16 protein-coding genes are annotated in these 20,527 nt (G+C 49.9%); 11 read left to right on the forward strand and 5 right to left on the reverse strand.

What is annotated here, in order from left to right:
• Window positions 1-50 precede the first annotated feature (50 nt).
• On the forward strand, window positions 51-1,460 hold the full coding sequence (locus DCMF_RS19070) for an SLC13 family permease (RefSeq protein WP_214658733.1): 1,410 nt from the start codon (window positions 51-53) through the stop codon (window positions 1,458-1,460).
• Window positions 1,461-1,529: 69 nt separating this feature from the next.
• Here the strand turns inward: DCMF_RS19070 and DCMF_RS19075 are convergent, their stop codons facing one another.
• The gene (locus DCMF_RS19075; RefSeq protein ID WP_214658734.1) at window positions 1,530-2,096 is read right to left on the reverse strand and encodes a MerR family transcriptional regulator; all 567 of its coding nucleotides are present in this window, start codon (window positions 2,094-2,096) and stop codon (window positions 1,530-1,532) included.
• Window positions 2,097-2,246: 150 nt separating this feature from the next.
• Complete coding sequence (locus tag DCMF_RS29320; RefSeq protein ID WP_236860064.1) at window positions 2,247-5,396, reverse strand: winged helix-turn-helix domain-containing protein; 3,150 nt, start codon at window positions 5,394-5,396, stop codon at window positions 2,247-2,249.
• A 318-nt stretch (window positions 5,397-5,714) separates the two neighbouring features.
• Between DCMF_RS29320 and DCMF_RS19085 the strand changes: the two genes are divergently transcribed.
• The 4 genes from DCMF_RS19085 to DCMF_RS19100 all read left to right on the forward strand — a co-directional run bounded on the left by DCMF_RS19085 (window position 5,715) and on the right by DCMF_RS19100 (window position 7,336).
• Window positions 5,715-6,293: an RNA polymerase sigma factor gene (locus DCMF_RS19085; protein WP_148135892.1), complete on the forward strand. Its 579-nt coding sequence runs from the start codon at window positions 5,715-5,717 to the stop codon at window positions 6,291-6,293.
• A complete protein-coding gene (locus DCMF_RS19090; RefSeq protein ID WP_148135893.1) occupies window positions 6,277-6,660 on the forward strand; it encodes a hypothetical protein in 384 nt (127 codons plus the stop codon). Before DCMF_RS19085 ends, DCMF_RS19090 begins: the two co-directional genes overlap by 17 nt.
• A gap of 115 nt (window positions 6,661-6,775) precedes the next feature.
• On the forward strand, window positions 6,776-7,030 hold the full coding sequence (locus DCMF_RS19095; protein ID WP_148135894.1) for a Nif11-like leader peptide family natural product precursor: 255 nt from the start codon (window positions 6,776-6,778) through the stop codon (window positions 7,028-7,030).
• Between the two features lie 54 nt (window positions 7,031-7,084).
• Window positions 7,085-7,336, forward strand: a complete 252-nt coding sequence (locus DCMF_RS19100; protein ID WP_148135895.1) for a Nif11-like leader peptide family natural product precursor — start codon at window positions 7,085-7,087, stop codon at window positions 7,334-7,336.
• Window positions 7,337-7,425: 89 nt separating this feature from the next.
• Here DCMF_RS19100 and DCMF_RS19105 read toward each other — a convergent pair whose 3' ends face one another.
• On the reverse strand, window positions 7,426-8,745 hold the full coding sequence (locus tag DCMF_RS19105; protein WP_236860065.1) for a radical SAM/SPASM domain-containing protein: 1,320 nt from the start codon (window positions 8,743-8,745) through the stop codon (window positions 7,426-7,428).
• Between the two features lie 235 nt (window positions 8,746-8,980).
• On the opposite strand from DCMF_RS19105, the gene DCMF_RS19110 reads away from it, so the two are divergent.
• From DCMF_RS19110 to DCMF_RS19130, 5 genes are all read left to right on the forward strand, one after another.
• Complete coding sequence (locus DCMF_RS19110; RefSeq protein ID WP_236860066.1) at window positions 8,981-10,105, forward strand: ABC transporter substrate-binding protein; 1,125 nt, start codon at window positions 8,981-8,983, stop codon at window positions 10,103-10,105.
• Window positions 10,106-10,118: 13 nt separating this feature from the next.
• Window positions 10,119-11,105: an NHLP bacteriocin system secretion protein gene (locus DCMF_RS19115; RefSeq protein WP_148135896.1), complete on the forward strand. Its 987-nt coding sequence runs from the start codon at window positions 10,119-10,121 to the stop codon at window positions 11,103-11,105.
• Between the two features lie 61 nt (window positions 11,106-11,166).
• Window positions 11,167-13,293, forward strand: coding sequence for an NHLP family bacteriocin export ABC transporter peptidase/permease/ATPase subunit (locus DCMF_RS19120; protein WP_148137984.1), 2,127 nt, complete (start codon window positions 11,167-11,169; stop codon window positions 13,291-13,293).
• Between the two features lie 34 nt (window positions 13,294-13,327).
• Window positions 13,328-16,063, forward strand: coding sequence for an NHLP bacteriocin export ABC transporter permease/ATPase subunit (locus DCMF_RS19125; protein WP_148135897.1), 2,736 nt, complete (start codon window positions 13,328-13,330; stop codon window positions 16,061-16,063).
• Window positions 16,064-16,606: 543 nt separating this feature from the next.
• Window positions 16,607-17,296: a hypothetical protein gene (locus DCMF_RS19130; protein ID WP_148135898.1), complete on the forward strand. Its 690-nt coding sequence runs from the start codon at window positions 16,607-16,609 to the stop codon at window positions 17,294-17,296.
• Window positions 17,297-17,501: 205 nt separating this feature from the next.
• On the opposite strand, the gene DCMF_RS19135 is transcribed toward DCMF_RS19130, so the two are convergent.
• Window positions 17,502-18,083: a DJ-1/PfpI family protein gene (locus tag DCMF_RS19135; RefSeq protein ID WP_148135899.1), complete on the reverse strand. Its 582-nt coding sequence runs from the start codon at window positions 18,081-18,083 to the stop codon at window positions 17,502-17,504.
• Window positions 18,084-18,456: 373 nt separating this feature from the next.
• Between DCMF_RS19135 and DCMF_RS19140 the strand changes: the two genes are divergently transcribed.
• Window positions 18,457-19,380 (forward strand): hypothetical protein, encoded by a 924-nt coding sequence (locus DCMF_RS19140; protein ID WP_148135900.1) that lies wholly within the window; start codon window positions 18,457-18,459, stop codon window positions 19,378-19,380.
• Window positions 19,381-19,514: 134 nt separating this feature from the next.
• Here the strand turns inward: DCMF_RS19140 and DCMF_RS19145 are convergent, their stop codons facing one another.
• Window positions 19,515-20,441 (reverse strand): LysR family transcriptional regulator, encoded by a 927-nt coding sequence (locus tag DCMF_RS19145; RefSeq protein WP_148135901.1) that lies wholly within the window; start codon window positions 20,439-20,441, stop codon window positions 19,515-19,517.
• Window positions 20,442-20,527: the final 86 nt, after the last annotated feature.

Here is a 20,527-nt window from a genome sequence, read left to right on the forward strand (position 1 = left end):
TATGATTTATGCCAGTCTGTGAAAATGTAATAGAGCGGAGGAATAAAATCATGGAAAAAATTGTGCAAAAAATCGGCTTTTTGCTGTTCGTAGCCATCAGTTTGCTGATCGGCATCCTGCAATTATTCCAACCGGCCCTCGATGCCAAGGGGCATTTTGTCGTGATGATACTTATTATTACCATTGGACTTTGGATTTTCAAACCCCTGAATATACCTTTTTCGGTAAGCGGCGTACTATACATGGCCTGCCTGTTGGCGATAGGGGTTCCTGCAAGCAATGTGTTTTCGGGTTTTTCGGGAACGGCTGTTTGGTCATTGATTCCCGCTCTTTTTTACGGCTTTGTGCTTGCAAAAACCGGACTAGGCAAACGCATTGCCTATCTGGGAATGAAGTATGTAAAAATAAGCTATCCAGGGCTTTTGCTCATGTGGGCGGTAATCGGTATTGCGCTTTCCATGCTGACACCGTCCATAACAGTACGGGTAGTTATCGTTACCCCCATAGCTTTAAACTGTGCGAATATCTGCAAACTTCCCGAAAACTCCAAAGAACGATCTCTTATCTTGATAAATGCTTGGGCGATGGCTGTCATTCCGGGTATCGGATGGCTGAGCGGCTCGCTGGCAGGTCCCATTATGTCCGGCTTTTTTGCCTCTGTTCCCGAGCTTGGCGCAATTGACTTTGCGTCGTGGGCCAGAGTTTCTCTCCTGCCGGTAGCTGTCATTACGGTTCTGACCATCATCGCCGGTTATATTGTACTAAAGCCTTCTGAGAAACTGAATATTTCAAAAGATACGTTCATTGAGGAATATCGAAAGCTTGGTGCTATGAGTAATCAGGAAAAGACCAGCAGCATTGTTTTGGTGCTCTCATTTGTGCTGTTTGCGACTAGCTCCTACCATAAAATCCCTGACGCGGCGGTCTGCCTTGCTGGTTTGTTTATCCTGACTGCGGCACAGATTATCAACAGCAAAGAGATCGGTTCAGGAATCAGCTGGGATCTTGTGCTATTTATCGGTACGACCATGGGATTTGGCTCGGTGTTTGCCGCAACTGGCGTATCAAGCTGGATGTCGTCGATACTGGTCAATGCACTTGCTCCTATCGCCGGTAATTCATGGTTGTTTGTTTTGGTTGTATTACTAATTATGTTCTTAGTTCGATTTGTGGATATTGCCGTGTTTGTTCCGACCATGGCGATTGTTTCATCAATTGCCCCGAGCGTATTTGAAAGGTACGGAATTAATCCCCTTGTTTGGGTGCCTTTACTATGCATCGCTATGAACGCCTTTTTCCTGAGCTATCAGAACATGTTTGCACTGGTTGCCGAGGCAAATATGGGAGGAAACGGTTGGGCATCCAAGCATTTGTTTAGATTTGGCACCGCCTATTTTGTTGTCTGCATGCTGTCAATGCTTATTGCAATACCATATTGGATATCAATAGGAATGTTTTAATAGTATGGGAATATGTCAAGGGGACAGGTCCACTGACATCCTGTCCCCCTGTTCCCTTGACATGTAAAACTAGGTTTGGAACTCCTGGATTATTCCGTGAAGTACTTTTTCCATTTCAGCCCGATCTTTGGCGTTCATTTGGAGCCATTCATTTCCAAGTTCCTTGATTTTCTCTTGGTCTAAAATTTCACCCTGCCTCTTCAATCTTTCTATTTTTTCGGGGGTGAGCTGATGCTTTTCTGACATTACAATCACCTCAATTATTTTGATGAATTTTTCTGTACTTACTTTTTGCTGCCCTTCCAGAGCCTTTTCGACGGCCTCTAGTTTTTGACAGAGCTCTTCCTGAAGCTGAATGTGCTCACGGGTTTTCTCCAAATGCAACCGTATTATTTCATGGGGAGAAAATCCAGGATTACTTAGGAGTTTTTTTATTTCATCGAGTGAAAAGTTCAAAGCCCGTAGCGATAATATCTGCTGAAGGAGAGCAATATCTGATTTGATATATAAGCGATGCCCTGATCCTGTTTTTTCAGAAGGAATTAATAGCCCTATCTGATGATAATGGTGTAAAGTTCTTACGGATAATCCTGTAAGCTTGGATATCTCACCAACTTTCCAATGTTCTTTGCCCATATTTACACCTCCATGCATGGAACTTTATTGCCGGCACCTTTAATATACAACCTGACGTTACGTAAGATGCAAGAGGTTTTAAATAAATCTTTAAGAATAGATGATGCATTAGAAAAAGGTTTATGTCAAGGGACCTGTCCCCTTGACATACTATGTATCGTAGCGGTGCCCATGGTAGCTCAACCCCGTGCAGCGCCGGAGCAGGTCCATTGCCTTTGCTCTCTCTCCCGAATTCCGGTAGTTTTCCAGAAGAGCGTCGGCCGCCTCCAGAAAACCGTCCTCGCACTGCAGTCTGGCACTCTCCGCCCACAGGGCTTCCAGATCGTCCAGATACCGGCCGGTGTAGCAGTCTACCACCCTTTGGGCGTTTTCGGGTCCAGGCTGTCGCCGGAATTCGTCCGCCGCCTGCCGGAGCAGGTCATAATCGCAGATAATTTCCTCCCTGTTCAGGTGGTATACGCCTTTCTCATACAGGATGGGATTGTCCGCCCCCAGGCTCTCGAAGGCCCGCCGGATTTCCCCCCGGCGCGTGTGGAACAGGTTGGTCACATTGGCCTCGCTGTCTTCCCACAAGTCGGCATAAATCTGTTCCCTGGTGACCCCCTGGGGATGTGCCAGCAGATAAGCCAGAAGCTCACGGGCCTTTTGCGTGCGGATTTTGACGGGACTTCCCCGATCGTAAGCGGGGGCGATATAGAAGTTTCCCAAGGTATGGATATAAACCCGTTCGGCCGTATATCCGCCATAGGAGAGCATTTCTCGGGTAAATTCCGGGGTGATGCCCGACTCCACAGCCAGTTTCAGCACAGAAGTAAAAAGCGGTTTGAAGCGAATGTAATAAAGGTGGTTGTATTGGCGGGAAAGTTCTAAAAAGCGCCGGGTGTATTCCCTTGCGGCATCCCTGTCTCCTTCCCGCAGATAAATGGCCGCCAGCCTTCCATAAGCAATGGTAGCATAAGCATAGCTTCCAACCTCTTCCCCAATTTGGATGCATTGTTTGTAAAAACCCTTGCATTGTTCAGGGTCCCGGCCCAGGGTGTCCAAGGCGTTGGCGATACGTCCGTAGGCCAGGGATTGAAAAAACGGCGTTGTGCTTTTGAGGAGAGCAAGTGTTTCGCCGATAGACTGCCCGGCCTTCTCCGGCTGTTCCAGCAGGCGCGTGCATAGCCGCCATATTTTGACAAACAAAAAATGATCCCGGGTGCTTCGGTTTAAAAGAGCGTATTCCTCTGCCATACTCAGATAACGGTCCACGGCTGAATACTCAAAGGTCATTCCCAGGTAGCGCTTCAAAAGCTCTACAGAATGGAGGATTTCCGCATGAAGCAGGTAATTGACGCTGTACTCTTCATAAAGCCCAAGCTGTTTTAAGCGTGCCAACTCTGCCTCCAGCAAAGGCAGCACTTTCTCTTCCTGTCCGGTTACCTGGTAAGCCTTGGCCGCATAGGCCCCGATGCTGTGACGCATCAGCCAGTCCTGTTCTTCCCGGGGGATGGACAGGGATTTTTCATACACTTTCAGACAGCTTTTGTAATCTCCCGTGTAAAAATAAATGACTGTCAAATATCGCTCAAACCAGGCCTTGACACCAGCCGCTCCGGATGTCAGGCATTGCTCCATCATCGCCATGGTCAGTTCCAGCGCGTCGGAGAGCCGGGAGGTCAGGGTAAGGTTGTGAATTTTTTCAATCATCACGCCGTACCAATTCTGCATGGGCGCATCCTGCAGCAAGGGCAGCAAGGCATCTATGCAGCGGGTACTTTCGTCGAAGGAAACCCTGTTCCGCAGTACCCTGGCCATATGGGTCATGGCGTGCACATAGAGATCTTTATCGTCGTTGCTCAACTGAGGAATGGCTGTGCGCAAGTACTTTTCCGCTTGATAAAAATCCCCCTGATCGGATAAAAACATACCTTTAGCCAACATCACCCGGGGGGACAAATCCGCAGACTGCTCTTCCAGAAAGTCAAAGTACTTTCTCAGGCTCCAGGTACGGCCCCAGTCAAAGGGTTTGTCAAGAATAGCACCGATACAGTCTTGGATGACATTTCCATTCTCTAAAAGTAGGGCATAATCAGCGGCCTGTTCGTAATCCTTGCCATCATAACAGAAGGCCATGGCTTTGCTCAGGGTTTCTCTTCCCAGGCCGTCGTCATTTTGCTGTAAAAATAAGTGAAACAGGGCATGGTAGCGGTAAGAGGCGGCGGAAACCCGTTGTGTAAAAATATTGCGGTGGATCAGGTTCTCGAGTATTTCCCGGGAATTGCCGATACCAAGCAGGAGGTCGCAAAGCCCGGTTTCCAGTACGGGCAGGCAGGAGGTCGCTTTCAGGAAATATTGGGTTTCCGCCGGCAGCTGCCGCAAAATCTCATTTAACAGATAACGGTAAAGGTCCTGCTCCGCCTGGAGGCGCGATCCGGAAAGCATCCCGCCGTCTTTTGCCGCCAGGCGGTAAGATTGGATGGCCAAACTCCAGCCCTCGGTTGCTGCGTAAGTCTCTTCATCGAAGAAGCCCCACAGCTGTTCCGCCTCTTCCCGGCTGAAACATAAATCGTCTTTGGTGAATTCAGCGATCCCTCCGGCCATTTTCAAGCGCAAAAGGCCGCTCCACGGTTCATGGCGGCTGGCCATGATCAGGGAGATGTTCGGGGGACAGGTCATTGCCCATGCGGTGAGCAGCCCTGTTACAGTATCATTATCAATCACATGGACATCATCCATCAGGATGGACAGTCTGCTCCGGCCGATTGCCTTCAGCAGGGCGGGCAGAACGGTGGACGCAAATCTTTTCCTTCCGGCAAAGGGGATATAATCTGCCGCATGAAACTCAAATCGTCCCAGCTTTTCCCGAATGGACGCCTCCAGATGGCGCAGAAAAAACTGGGTATCGCTGTCCCGGTCATCCAGGGCAAGCCAGACCACATCATTACGGCCCTGGGCGTATTGCATCATCAGGGTGGTTTTTCCGTGGCCCGCATCCGCATGGATGTAGGTGAGCCTGCTGCCGGGAGGGGCAAGCTTCTCTACCAGGCGGGAACGGGGAATGATTGCTTCATCTGCTGCCTCAACCTGTCCGGGAGGCCTCTGCGGAACGGAAAGATCCTGCTTTCCCTTGATGTAACGGCCGGATTTGATTCTGGCGTCTTCCGGCTTTTTTGATCTTTCCGGAATCAACCAGGTCCAGCCATGGCGTTCCGTATCCTTGATCCTGCCCTCCAGGCAGAGGGTATGCACCCGGCGCTGGGAGATGCCCCATTTTTCCGCGGCCTCCTTGGGCGTTATATATTTCAGTCTGCGCACCCCCTCCAGATCTGTTCTTTTCCTTCGCGTTTCCTAAATTTTCATTTTCTTTGATTATAGGCCAAACTTCGAACAATATCAATGATGATACCTTAACTGCCGGAAGAAATAGCTGACAAGCATTCCTGTTTTGTCCCGGATGAAGCGACGCCGGACAAGAATCGACAAAATTCCCTTGTTTGGCGGCAGTTTTGGTGGTAGTCGACTTTTTATCATAAATTATGGAAATAAAAGGGCCTAAATAAAATAAAAACGGGCACCGTCCAATGAAATTGCCGGCAGGGTTAAGAATCGGGGTTCGAAGGAGGAGTACAAAGGATGGTTACACTGACGCAAACAGAGGAAACATCATTGGTTGCCCCGGCCAATGATCATGAGCGCACATTTGTTGAACTTTATAACAGTTACTTTTCCCGGGTTTACAATTATGTGCATTACCGGGTGAACGATTTTCATGATGCCGACGATTTAACCGGTCAGATCTTTGCCAAACTTTTTAGCAAACTAAAATATTACCGGCCGGAAAAGGCGCCCTTTGCCGCTTGGGTCTTCAGCATCGCCCGCAATGCCGTCACGGATTATTATCGCTCCCGGATGCGGAATCCTTCTACTCCCCTGGAGGAAACGGCAGATTTTATAGATTCCCGGCCCGGCCCGGAGGATATCGCCGCTGACCATGAAATGCACCGGCATCTGCGCAAGGCTTTAGCCTCCTTGACTCAGCGGGAGCGGGAAATCATTGCCTTGAAGTTTTGGAGCGGTTTTACCAACCGGGATATTGCCAGATTTACCGGTATCAGCGAAAGCAATACAGGGATCATCTTATTTCGGGCCATGCGGCGGCTGCGCCAAATCTTGGAAAGCCAGGGGATGAGTATTGATGACGGAAATGACTAAGGCGGAGATATACCTAACTTACCTGGATCAGATCTTAGCCGGGGAAAAAGATATCGGGCCGGTTGAGGATACTGAAGTGGCCAAACTCCTCCAGCTGGCCCAAAGCATGATTACCGCTGATTTCAGCGTGCATAGTGAAATCAGGGAGACTTTAAGAAAACAGCTTCTGGACCAGATATCTCCGGAAGATAATTTCATTTTGGCCGATATATTGAAAGATGAACAGGAAGCGGAGGATGAGCTGACGGAAGAGGAATTAATGTATGCGGCCGCCGGACTGCCGGAAGAAGCCGGAGAAAATATCTGTCCCCGCTGCGGGGCAAGGATGAACAAAATGCACGGAAAATGTCCCGTCTGCCGTTATTAATTATAGGGGAAATGATGGCTTTTACTGTAATACATCGAAGAGAGCGGCGTACTAACCTTTGAGAACACAAATTAAATGCGCACCAGATACACCAAAATAAGACGGAGGTGAGAAAATGAGTGTCGAATCAGCAAAGGCCTTTATTGAAAAAATAAAGAGCGACGAGGACTTTAAAAACAAACTGGGACAGCTTAAAGACGGTCAGGCGCGGCTGGACTTTGCCAAAGGGGCGGGTTTTGATTTTACGGCGGAGGATATTGCCAAAGTGAAAGAGGAACAGGGTCTCACGGATGAAGAATTGGACGGCGTAGCCGGCGGCTGCGGGCATGCTTGCCTCGCCATACCAGGAGCGGACCTTAAATTTACGTAAAGTGATGTCGGATCATGGTCAAATGTACCCAAAAATAAAAAAGGAGGCTCTATTATGAGTATCGAATCAGCAAAAGCATTCATCGAAAAAGTGAAAAATGACGAGGACTTTAAAAAGAAACTGGGAGAACTTAAAGACGGCCAGGCGCGGCTGGACTTTGCCAAAGGGGCGGGTTTTGATTTTACGGCGGAGGATATTGCCAAAGTGAAAGAGGAACAGGGTCTCACGGATGAAGAACTAGACGGCGTAGCCGGCGGCTGCGGGCATGCTTGCCTTGAAGGAATAGGGGATGTTCAAGTTTGGTAAACTGACCTATTCATAAGCAATACCCTCATTCCACTTTGAACAAGGGAATGAGGGTATTTTTATCTTCCATTTGATGAGCATGTCCCCGGTTAAAAGTCGAGGGGACAGGGTTTGGGAGGAAATATTTCGTGAGCGTTAAGGAAAGCGCGGTCCTGGTCATCAAAGCGGCCGGCCAGAACTGCAGCCAGTTCAAGTTCCCGCTGTCTCAGGCGGCACATTTCCGGGGAGGGGGTCCAGGCTGAACCGCAGGAGCCCGCGTTATCATGTTTGCACCCTCCGGCGCAGTAGTAGCGGGCAAAACAAGCAGCGCAAGCCGGCACCCGGGTAAGGGGGGATTCCCGGTAAATTTCCCGCTCAAAGCCGGCTTCAAAGACATTTCCCAGCTTATAGCCATCCAGGCCGACGAAGCGGTGGCATAAATAGATATCCCCCGCACAGGAAACGGCGGTGAATTTTACACCGGCGCCGCAGGCATAGCGCATTTTTCTGTTGTGCAGAAGGGCCAGCAGGGCATGGAAAAGCTGGGCTTTAGACTTCAGATCTTTTAAGGACCAACTATCCCTGTTTTTGACAAGCTTCAGCCATAAGTCCGCTTCCCGCTCCAATTCCCGGAGCAGGCCATCCAGCTTTCTGGCCTGGTTGGCTTTTACCGCTCCCTCTTCCCCTTCAAACAGTGAGGGGGATGCCGGCAAAAGGGTTACTTCCGGGAAACCGATATCCTGCAGCGCGTTTTTGATAAGTTCCGTCTTGCTGTCGTCGACGAGCACGGCATGAACGCAGGTTTCCGGCTTCGCCGCCAGCAGTTTTTTTACCCGGGGCAGAATGACGTCGTAAGAGCCCCGGCCGCCGGCAAAAGGCCGCTGCCGGTCCTGGATCTCCCTGGGGCCGTCCATACTGACCAGCACGTTGACATCATACTCCCGGAGAAACGAAATCATTTCCTCATCCAGCAGGGTCCCATTGGTCGTGACGTTGAAGCCTACTACCTTGTCCAGAGCGCCGGCTTTCTCCCGGGCGTAGGCCGCGACTTTTTTTATCAGAGGGAAATTCAAAAAGGGTTCGCCGCCGAAAAAGGAAATATAGATTTTTTTGGTGTTTCCCGCTTGTCCGAGCAGCCAGTCCACAGCCTGGAAGGCGGTTTTTTCCTCCATTTTGGCGCCGTCTTTTTTTTCATAGCAGTACACACAGCGCAGGTTGCACGCCTGGGTGACAAACAAGGCGATACTGATAATAGGAACGGATAAGCCGGATGCCGGCGGTTTTTCCGGTTGGGCTGATACCCTTCTTAAGGTTTCGGCAGTCAGGTCATCAACAGCGCTTGCCTGCATTTTTTCAATATCAATGACATAATTTTCACCGCCGTATTGAAATACATGAAAGGGCATGATTGTTTTCGTTTTTTCGTTCACAGAGTATCCCCCTTTTTTGCCGTCTTCAGGTTAAACCGCCTGATTGGTTTAGTTAACTTTAAAGTTAATACGTTTCGAAAGAGGGGTTATTACAAAAAAATTATTTTTATATGAATCCGTTTTCGGAATAGGAATCGCTGCAAAAACTGTAATACTTTCTTTTGTCTGACGTATTTACTTTAAATAATGGCATGAAAAGCAAGATTAGGCGGCAGGAAAGGCAGGAGAGGCTGTGTTGAAAAAAAAGGGCGGAATTTTCGGGGGCTTCATGTTAGGCCTGTTTCTCTTATTTGGCCTGACCGGCTGCACGCAGCCGGCAGAACCTCAAGAGATCGTCATCGGGGTGGTCTGGCCTTTTGCCGCCGACAACGATCTGTTTAACGAAGGCATCGATTTGGCCGTCAAGGAGATCAACGCCAGCGGCGGCATTAACGGCAAAGAACTGAAGCTGCTCAAAGAAGACGACGGTTCCGAGGTTGTCAAAGGGATCGCCATCGCCGAGTCTTTGGCGGAAAATAAGTCTGTCCGGGCGGTGATCGGGCACCGCAATTCTTTTGTCTCCATCCCGGCTGCCGCCATTTACGAACAGGCCGGGCTTACCATGCTGTCCCCGGCTTCTACGGCCCCGGAACTCACCCAAAACAATTACCGGCATATCTTCCGCGACCTTCCCGGGGATGAGGAAATCGCGCGGCAGCTGGCAAACCACCTGGCCGGGCAGGGCTTAAGGCGGCTGGTGATATATTATTCCGCGGATGCTTACGGGACCGGTTTGGCCAATTCCTTTGAGGATGCGGCCAAGTTATTGGGAATCACCATCGTCGACCGTTTTAACTACTATTCCGGCCCGGAAGAACTGAAACGCCTGCACAGCAGGTGGCAGGCCTTTGGTTTTGACGGTGTCTTTATCGCCTCGTCCCTGCCCGGAGGAGCCCGGTTAATTGCTGATGCCGGGCAAATCGGCATAGACGGACCTTTTGCGGCCGGAAACGCCCTCGACGCTCCGGAGCTGGCCGCCATAGGCGGAAAAGCGGCGGCAGGAACGGTGGTCGGCTCCGTGTTTGATCCGGGCAGCGACCGCCCGGAGGTACAACGTTTTGTGGCGGCTTTCCGGGAAACGTACCGGGAAAAACCGAGTTCCCATGCGGCCCTAGGTTATGACGCTGTCAAGATGCTTGCGGCCGCGATGGAAAAAACCGGCCGGCAGGACCGGGCCTCGGTCGCCGAGGGATTAAGGAATTTGGGCAGATGGCCGGGTGTCTGCGGGGTGCATGAACTGAGCGCAGCGGGAGACGACCTGGGCGACCTGGTAGTGCTGAAGCAATTACAGGACGGGGAATTTGTCGCCCTGGAAAAATAGAGAGGTGCCGGGCATGAAACAAAACATCTTCCGGGAAGTATCCTTAAAGAGGCTTTCCTCGCCGGAACAGCTGGATCAACTGATCAAAGTGACTTCACCCAAGGGCTGGCTGGCCCTGATCGCTCTGGGCCTTCTTTTGGCCGGGGTGATCGTCTGGAGTTTTATGGGCAGTATTCCCACGAAAATAGCGGGCCAGGGGATCCTCTTAAATGACGGCGGCGTCTTTTCCTTAACCCATGATAGCTCCGGCCAGGTCCTTGACGTCCGTTTCGCGGCCGGAGACGTGGTAAAAAAAGGAGATGTCATCGCCAGAATTGAACAGCCCCAGCTGGTGGAAAAGATTAACGGTGTGCTCGGTACGCTCCGGGATTTGGAGAAGAATCAACAGACCTCTTCCCCCGAATATCGGAACTTGGAAAACCAGGTGGCTGAGCTGCGGGAGGAACTGGACTACCGCTCGCAAATCGTTTCCCCGATTGAGGGGCGGGTTTTAGAACTGAATATCCGTCCGGGCCGTATGGTCCAGCCGGGTGAGACCCTGGCCACGCTGGAACAGTATGGTGCTGTGGTCCGGCTGGAGGCTGTGCTCTATGTTCCCGCCGAACTTACGGGAGAAATCCGGCCCGGGATGGAGGTTCAAATCTCTCCGACTATTGTCAACAAAGAGGAATACGGTTTCATGCTGGGAAGGGTTACCGCTGTTGCGGAATATCCGGCCACCGCCCAGAGCATGATGCAAACCCTGGGCAACGAAAATCTGGTCTCCTTATTGGCGGGGCAGGGCGCCCCCCTGGAGGTGCAGGTTGACCTGACTCCGGACGGCAGTACGGCAAGCGGGTATAAGTGGTCTTCGCCTGCCGGTCCGCCGCTTTCCATTCCCAGCGGAACGCTGGTCCAGGGTGCGGTCGTGATTGCCAGGGAAAAACCGGTTGCCAAGGTGATCCCTTTCTTCGGGGCGCGGGCCGGTGAAAACGGGGAGCGCGAAAGTGGGGAGAAATAACGTGGGAAAAAATGCCGAAATAAAAATCCCCGCCGTCGTCAGGGTTCCCACCGTCCTTCAGATGGAAGCTGTGGAATGCGGGGCGGCGTCCCTGGCCATGATCTTAAGATATTTTGGAAAATATGTGCCGCTGGAGCAGGTCCGGATCGCCTGCGGAGTATCCCGGGACGGCAGCAAGGCCAGCAATATCCTGAAAGCGGCCCGGCAATACGGCCTGGAGGCCAAAGGGTTCCGCAAGGAACCGGAGAAACTGAAGAAAATGCCCCTGCCCGTGATTATTCATTGGAATTTCAGTCATTTTATGGTCCTGGAAGGGTTCCGCAAGGGTAAAGTCCTTTTAAATGATCCCGCCGCCGGCCGGCGGCGCGTCACGGAGGAAGAATTCAACCAGTCTTTTACCGGGATCACCCTCACTTTCAGCCCCACACCGGAGTTTCAAAAAGACGGCAGAAAACCCAGCCTGGTCTCCGCTTTCATAAAACGGCTGCGGGGTTCGGAAGCCGCTTTGCTTTACGTGGTTCTTGCCGGCCTGGCCCTGGTCATTCCGGGCCTGGTCCTTCCCGTATTTGCCAGGATTTTTGTCGACGATATTCTGCTTGCCGGCAAAGATTCCTGGATCGCCCCCCTGCTTTTGGGGATGGGAGTGACGGTGGCCATGCGCGGCATTCTCACCTGGCTCCGGCAGTATTACCTGTTAAGATTGGAGTCGAAGATTGCCCTGACGTCCTCCAGCCGCTTTTGGTGGCATATTTTAAAGCTGCCGGCGGAATTTTTCGCCCAGCGTTCGGCCGGAGACATCGCGTCCCGGATGCTGAGCAACGACAGGGTGGCCGCATTGCTGTCGGGCAAACTGGCCACCGCAGTTTTAAATCTGATCATGATCGTCTTCTACTTTATTTTGATGCTCCGCTATAATATGGTCCTGGCTTTGGCCGGTCTGGTGATTGCCCTCGTCAATATGGCGTATTTGAAAATGGTTTCCGTCCAAAGAAAAGACCAAAACAGCAGGCTCTTAAAAGACCGGAGCATGGCAGCCGCTACCGGGATGACGGGCTTGCAGATTATCGAAACCCTCAAAGCCACCGGTTCGGAATCGGACTTTTTCGCCAAGTGGGCGGGATACCAGGCCAAAGCGCTGAATGCGGAGCAGGAGTTGGGGAATTCTTCCCAATACCTGGCCGTGCTTCCCACCTTTTTGACCGGGATCAATAACACCGTCGTCCTGGCTTTAGGCGCTTATTTTATCCTTGAGGGGCAAATGACCATCGGCATGCTGGTCGCCTTCCAAAGCCTGATGACCAGCTTTATGACGCCTGTCACGGAAATTGTAGGACTGGGGGCCGAGCTGCAGGAAGTGGAAGGGGAAATGAACCGCCTGGACGATGTTTTACAATACCTGCCGGAGCCGGGAACCGGGGACGAAGAGAAAGGGGCGGAGGAAGATCAGGTGCCCCCTGCAGGGCAAAAGCTGGAGGGGTTTGTGGAACTGAAGGGAATTACTTTCGGCTATAGCCTATTGGAACCTCCGTTAATTGAAGATTTCGGTTTAAAGCTCCGGCCGGGATCCCGGGTGGCGCTGGTGGGCGGTTCCGGCAGCGGCAAATCCACCGTGGTCAAAATCCTGGCTGGCATTTACAAACCCTGGTCCGGGCAAATCCTTCTGGACGGCCGAACCCGGGCAGACTGGCCCCGGGCGGTGATCACCGATTCCCTGGCCATGGTCGACCAGGAGATCCGCATGTTTGAGGGAAGCGTGCGGGACAATATCACCCTGTGGGACGAAACGGTTTCGGAATTCGAACTGGTCCGGGCGGCCAAGGACGCCTGCATCCATGAGGATATCACGGCCCGGGCCGGCGGCTATGACCAGCCGGTGGAAGAAGGCGGCAAAAATTTCAGCGGCGGGCAAAGGCAGCGGCTGGAGATCGCCCGGGCTTTGGTGCAAAACCCCGCGATCATCATCCTGGATGAAGCCACCAGCGCGCTGGACCCATTAACGGAAAAAATCGTGGATGAAAACATCCGACGCCGGGGGTGTACCTGTGTCATCGTGGCCCACCGCTTGAGCACCATCCGGGACTGTGACGAAATCATCGTCCTGGAAAAAGGAAAAATCGCCGAACGGGGCACCCATGAGGAATTATATGCGCGGGGCGGGCTTTACGCCGGTCTGATTAGAACCGGTTAAGGCGCGTGCGCGGATTTTATAAAGCAGGTGAATTATGTCTATTGCAGATTTTTTTGACAGGGAAGGCACAAAGATTGCGCTTGAAGGCAGCAAACCCCAATTACTCGACGATCCCGGCTTTGTCTGGCTGGTCGGGCCGGAGCAGGTTTCTGTTTTCTTAACGGCTTTGGCGTCGGACAACCAGCCGGGGGTCAAAACTTTCCTGTTTGAAGCCGGACCGGGAGAATTGCTTTTCGGCCTGACCCCGGAAGGAGCACCGGAAAAATTGGCCTTACTGGCTGTGGGTCCGTTAGGTTCCGGCTTGATCCGGCTGGAAGCAAAGCGGCTGGAAGAAGTGCCGGCGGGGGAAATGTCCGGGGAAGCAGCCCGCTTGACGGCCCGTTGGCGGGAAAATCTGAGAAAGGCCGGCAGCGGCAAAGAAGACGGTGGGAGCAGGGAAGCGGCACTTACAGAAGCCGCTATAGGAGAAGTTGCCGCTTCAGGGGACCCCTGGCAGCGGGAGAATTATCACAGCCAGGCTCTCCGCTCCATCACGGAACTTTGGCAGGAAAAGAAACAGGCGGAAATAAACCGCCTGCAAAGAAAGAAAGACAACGACCGGCGGCTGATGGATCAGGCACTTTGCCGACTGACCGCCCTGAATCAGAAAGAGAAAGAGATTGGCCTGCAGGAAGAGAGCGGCGATCCCCTGCTGGATGCCTGCCGCTTGGTAGGGCAAAGTATGCAGATGGAAATTGTGCCGCCTGCTTCAAACAGCGAGGGAAGCAACGGCGATAACAGAAGCGCAGGCAGCGCTCCGGATCTTACCCTAGACGCGATTGCCCGTGCTTCCCGCATCCGGACCAGGGAAGTGGCTTTAACCGGAGAATGGTATAAAGAGGACAGCGGGCCGATCCTGGGGTTTATGGAAGAAGGCGGCAGACCGGTTGCCCTGATTCCGGTTTCACCTGCCGCCTATATTCTTCACGACCCTGTTTTACACAGCCGAAAAAAGGTGGACCGGGAAACGGCTGCTCAAATCAGTGGTTGGGGGTTTGTTTTCTTCCGTCCGTTCAGCCATAAAGAGATCAAGCTAGGCGATCTTCTGTCTTTTGGCCTCCAAAGCTGCTGGAAACAGGACTTGCTGGTGATTGTCCTCATGGGTGTTCTGGGGGGCCTTCTGGGTACGGCCGTTCCCCTGGCCACCGGCATCGTCTTCGACAGCATTATTCCGGAAGGGGAAAAGGGTGCGCTTCTGCAAATCGCTTTGATCCTGGGGGCCAGCGCCCTGGCCGCCATGCTTTTTCAATTGACCCGTTCTTTGGCGACCATGCGCCTGGAAGGAAAAATGGACGGTTCTCTGCAGGCGGCGGTCTGGGACCGCCTGCTCAGCCTGCCGGTGCCCTTTTTCAAACAGTTTTCGGCTGGGGAATTGGCTTTGCGGGCGATGGGGATCAGCCAGATCCGGACCATCCTTTCAGGAACGACGCTCAATACCATTCTCTCCGGTATTTTTTCGGTATTCACCTTTGTGCTGCTTTTTTATTATGATGTTCGGCTGGCCGGGGTGGCCGCCGTGCTGGTCATCCTGGCGGTCCTGGTGATGGGGTATCTGGGTTACCGCAAGGTAAGCTGGGAGCGCAAAGTCCTGGAGGTTTCCAACCATATCTTAGGCTTGATGCTGCAGTTGATTGGCGGGGTGGCCAAATTCCAGGTGGCCGGGGCGGAGAACAGGGCCTTTTACCGCTGGGCCCGGGAATTCGGCTGGCAGCGGGAACTGACTTTCCGCCGAGAAACGGTGGCCAACGCCTTGACGGCTTTTAATACTGTTTTCCCCGTTCTGTCCAGTGTGATTATTTTCTATGTCCTGACTTCCTCGGCGGCGCCGCTGCCGGCCGGTCAGTTTATCGGCTTTTATTCGGCTTTTACAACCTTTATGCTGTCCATGGTTTCCCTGTCGGACGCTTTGATCGGCGTCAACCTGGTGATTCCCCTGTACCAAAGGGCCAAACCCATCCTGGAGACCTTGCCCGAAGACGATGAGACCAAGATCAATCCCCGGGTTCTGACCGGTTCCATTGAAGTCAGCCACGTTTCTTTCCGCTACCAGGCGGACGGTCCCCTGGTCCTGCAGGATGTTTCTTTCCGGATCGAGGAGGGGGATTATGTCGCTTTGGTCGGCACTTCCGGCTGCGGCAAATCCACACTGTTTCGCATCCTGCTGGGTTTCGAAAAACCGGAGACCGGGAACATCTATTATGACGGCCAGGACCTTTCTAAAGTGGATATCCGGGCCGTGCGCAGGCAACTGGGCGTGGTGCTGCAAAACGGGCAGCTCATGACCGGCAACATCTTAAGCAATATTATCGGCGCCAATCCCCGCCTGACCATCGACGACGCCTGGGAAGCGGCCAGGATGGCCGGTATGGAAGAGGACATCCGGGAAATGCCCATGGGCATGCACACCATAATCAGCGAGGGAGCCGGCACCATCTCCGGCGGGCAAAAACAGCGCCTGATGATCGCCCGGGCCATCGTCAATAAACCGAGAATCATTTTCTTTGACGAGGCCACCAGCGCTCTGGACAACCGGACCCAGGCTATCGTCAGCCAAAGCCTGGATACGCTCCAGGCGACCCGGGTGGTGATTGCCCACCGGCTGAGCACCATTATGAACTGCAACAAGATTTTCGTGATGGATCAGGGGAGAATTGTGGAGCGGGGGACTTACCGGGAGCTGATGGAGAAGGAAGGAATTTTTGCCGACCTGGCCAGGAGACAGCTGGCTTAAACTGCACAAATAATTACCCGCATCATCGCGCCCCAAGGCATTGTGCGGTCCTTGTAAAGTATTATGAACTAAGGGAATCAGTTATATGGTTCCTTTTTGTTTTTGGCCTGTATATTTTCTCTCGATGGCAAAGATATTTTGAGGCAGATCGAGTGTATGCCTGCCAAGGACAGGTACACGACATAAGGAATTAATTTGATATAAAGACAGTTTTGTCAACGGACCTGTCTTTGCAGCGCCCGTGACAATGTTCCCGTGACAACGTGACAAACGAGTGATAAGAAGGCTAGCAAAGAAATAGCCGAAATGTAGGGTGGAGAGAAGTTATCAGGTTATAGCAATGTGTATGGTCCCTTAAACAAGGGGAGTAAACCGGGCTTACGGTATAATAAAGCAATAAAAAGGTAGATGAAAATATCTGCCTTTTTTTGGTTATCTGAGAGGAATTTATTGGTATTCTGTGGAATTAGGTGTTAAAAATAGGGTTATGTCTATTAGGCGAAATTATCAACCTTATGAATGTCTTTTAAAGAGGTGATTTGTTTGGATAAATTGATTGATAAGCTAAGCTTGTACGATTTTTTCGGTTACATAATTCCGGGGTTTTTAGGAACATGGGCATTGAATGTTTTTTTTGTGGAGACTCTACAAGTCAATTTTATTTTTAAACTTGATGTTGGCTTCATTAATTCTGTTCTTTTTGTGGCAATAAGTTATTATATTGGAGTTTTATTGCATGAATTAAGCGAATTGCTTCAAGAACATTTTTTTAAAAGGATCTGGAAAGGTCTTCCGTCAGAAAGATTTTTAGTTGATTCGGATAATAAATATTCGACCGAATTTAAAGCTTCTTTGAAAAAGATGATAGAAAGCAAATTTGGCCTAATTGTAGGGAATGACAATAAGAAGTCCCAGGAAGCTTTTAATCTTATTTATTCTGGACTTCAGGGAGCGGGTAAAGATGAAAAAGCTCAGCTGTTTAATTCTTTGTATGGAATGTACCGTAATTTCTTTGCTGGCACAGTTATGTGTCTATTAGTTTTTTTGATAAAAGGTTTTGTTTTAGTATGCAGAGAAAATTGGCAAAGTTTATTTGAAAGCTTTTTATATGCTTTTTTATTTTTGCTAGCTACATTAACATTGATGAGACGACTGAGAAGATTTGGTGAAAGGCTTGCTGATTATGTCATTCGTGATTACTACAATTATTATTTGGAACACAAAAGTGAGTGAGAAAAAAATGCTAAATATTTTTTTCTTTGATATTGGACAAGGTGACTGTACACTAATTAGATTTCCTTTGTATTAATATGGTAGTAAGAGTGTCAGCGGACGGGGTCGCTGACATGTTAATAAAGGGACATGGGGACAGGTAAATTAGGCAAAAGGGACCTGTCCCCATGTCCCTTTTGCCTCATAATCACTTATAAACTGGAATTTAGCAAAAGCCCATCGCTTCTTTTACTACCTGCATTTGCTCAGTAGATGTTAGCCGCTCTAGTAATTTGAAAGCAACTTCCGAGGCGGTTTCAGGGCAATATGACGTAATTACATTGTCATCGACTACAATGGGGCTGTTCACCACATTTACGCCGAATTGAGCCAATTGCTTTTGGCGATAACCTCCCCTTAAATGATACGTTGTTGCATTCCTGTCTTTTAAAATACCGCTTTTTCCCAGTGCCAATGCCGCAACGCAGATCGTGGCAATTGTTTTTCGCATTTTATCGAATTTACGAATTAAATCTAATAATTTTTCGTTGTAAGCCTCTTCATAAAATCCGAATTCTTCAAATCCTCCGGGAATTGCTAATGCATCGTAATCATCAACATTAATCCCATCAATTAGTCGATCCACTATGACTGGAACATTAAAAGTGCTGGAAACTGTTTTTGAAAATCCACACGTTATGACATCAATGTCATAGTGATAATCATTTCTTGCCCATCCAAGTATATCTACGAAAACACTAAATTCCATTGTTTCAAAACCCTTAGCCAGAAATAGCAACACTTTCATTTGAGCACCTCATTAAATTCCTATTTTCTGCGTTTGTATAAATAATCAAAATATCTACATGAAAATTATACCAGAAATATATAATAGATCTACTCAATTGTTTACCATGATTCAAAGATTCAAAAAGACCTTCGGGCCAAGTTAGCCCGAAGGGCATCCGTTAATCTTTTACCACAAGACGTGGGACGGTCTAGTGTCTAAATAATTACACTTAACTAAACTTCAGACAAACCGTCCCTATATCTCTGATCTCTATGTCTCTGGGAAAATTGTTTCCGTTTACCGGTTGGGATAAAGGGAATCATATTGACAATGGAACAAAAGAGCCGCTTTGGCGTCTATAGGTTAAGAAATAATTTTTGGAGGGAATAATGTGAAAAAATCATTTTTAGTTATATGTATTTTATTATTTAGTATTTCTTTGTTTGGTTGTATGAACACAGGAAAAGAGGATGGACAGGAAGGAGCGCCTCAGGAGAATGCCCAAGAAACCCATGATAGTGATGCAGCTGCAGTTGCAAATTTAGTGGAAGATTTCGGCAGAAAGCTTCAGGCAGTTTCACTTCAGGCACCAAAGGATACCTTGGAAAAGAGTATGCAGGAGAATTACGGTGCGTATGTCTCCCCGGCACTTCTGGAAAAATGGCTTAATGATCCGCTGAATGCTCCCGGAAGGCTGACGTCAAGTCCTTGGCCGGAGCGGATAGAGACGAAAAGTATAGAAAAGTTGTCGGAATCTGCATATGAAGTTCAAGGGGAAATCATTGAAGTGACAAGTGCAGAAGAGGAAATTGCGGAAAAGCGGCAAATTAAGCTTGGCGTAGAGAAAATAGATGGACGCTGGCTGATCAACAGCGCTCAAATTGGCGGGTATGAGGATAGCAGTGCAACCGTGTATCGGAATACCCAATATGGTTTTAGTTTTCCTTTGCCGGAAAGTTGGAAAGGTTATACCATCGTAACGGATGAATGGGAGGGCTTAGCTCTGGGAGGCGAAAAAGAGGGTGAAGTGATTGAAACCGGTCCGATCATCTCCATCAGACACCCTCAATGGACTTCGGAAGACCCGCGGCAGGATATCCCCATCATGGTATTTACCGTGGACCAATGGAAACTGCTTCAACAGGAAAAGTTTCATATCGGCGCGGCTCCAATGGGACCAAAGGAACTAGGCAAGAACAGCAAGTATGTTTTTGCGCTTCCCGCACGTTATAACTATGCATTTCCCACAGGATTTGAAGAAGTGGAAAAGATCTTAGAAGGCAATCCCCTTCAAGCAAATGAAAGTATCAATTAGCATAAGAATGAAATAAGAAATAAAATATGGATTTATGATGTTATTCTAAAAAAAGCAATAACCCCTTTTTAAGTTTTCAAGCAGCCTTGGTCCGAAATTCTTTCGAACTGAGGCTGCTTAATTATTTTGCTCAATTATTTATTGTATTCTAAAGCCTCCTTTAAAATGGCAATGAATTCACGGGCGACTTTGGTGATATACCGCCCGTCCCGGTAGGCTACGGCTAAACATCTGGTAATGTGCGGTTCTTTGAGTGAGAAATAAACAGGCGGCCTTTCCATCCGGTCAAACCGGGCTACCGACTCCCCGATAAAAGTCAGGCCCATGCCGGCTGCGACCAGGCGATGAAGCGTCACCACATTTTCCGCCTCACAAATAATTTTGGGCACGATGCCCGCCGTTTTGAATAAGTCGGTTACGGTTTGACGCAAACGGCTTCCCGGTTTTAACAAAACAAAAGACTCGCTGGCAATATCCTTAAACTCTATTTGGGGCGGATTCTCCAGGTTAATATTTTTGTCCGAAATTTTGGCGCACAAGGGGTGATCGGGCGGAATCGCCACCAGAATTTCTTCGGTTAACAGCGTCTCATAGGAGATGCCTTCTTTTTTTATGGGCAGGGTTAAAATGATCAAATCAGTGACCCCTTTTTCGGTGTATTCCTCCAATTCCCGGGATGACCCCTCCATGAGAATCAACTCTATCCCGGGAAATCTTTCATGAAACAGGGGCAGAACTGCCGGCAGCAGGAGAGAACCTCTGATCAGGCTAATGCCCACAGTTAAGCGGCCCTTCTTGCAATCCGCGATATCACCGATTTGCCGGTGCAGGGTGTCGTTTAAATCTAAAATGTTACGCGCGGTTTGCACAAATTTTTCTCCGGCATAGGTAAGCTCCAAACGGCTCGTGGTGCGGTCGAACAGTTGGGTGCCTAACTGTGCTTCAATACTCATGATATTTTGACTTAAGGAGGGCTGGGCAATAAATAGCTTTTTCGCGGCTTTGGAAAAGCTTCTTTCCTCGGCCACAGTCAAAACATATTCAAGTTGGCGGAAGTACATTTTTACACATCTCCTCTATAGGTGCAGCCTATAAATTTAATAGAAATGATATATTGGACCTATCACTATTTATAATAGTACAATAT

Origin of the sequence: Candidatus Formimonas warabiya (assembly GCF_002777255.1) — a bacterium.
GTDB lineage: Bacteria > Bacillota > Dehalobacteriia > Dehalobacteriales > Dehalobacteriaceae > Formimonas > Formimonas warabiya.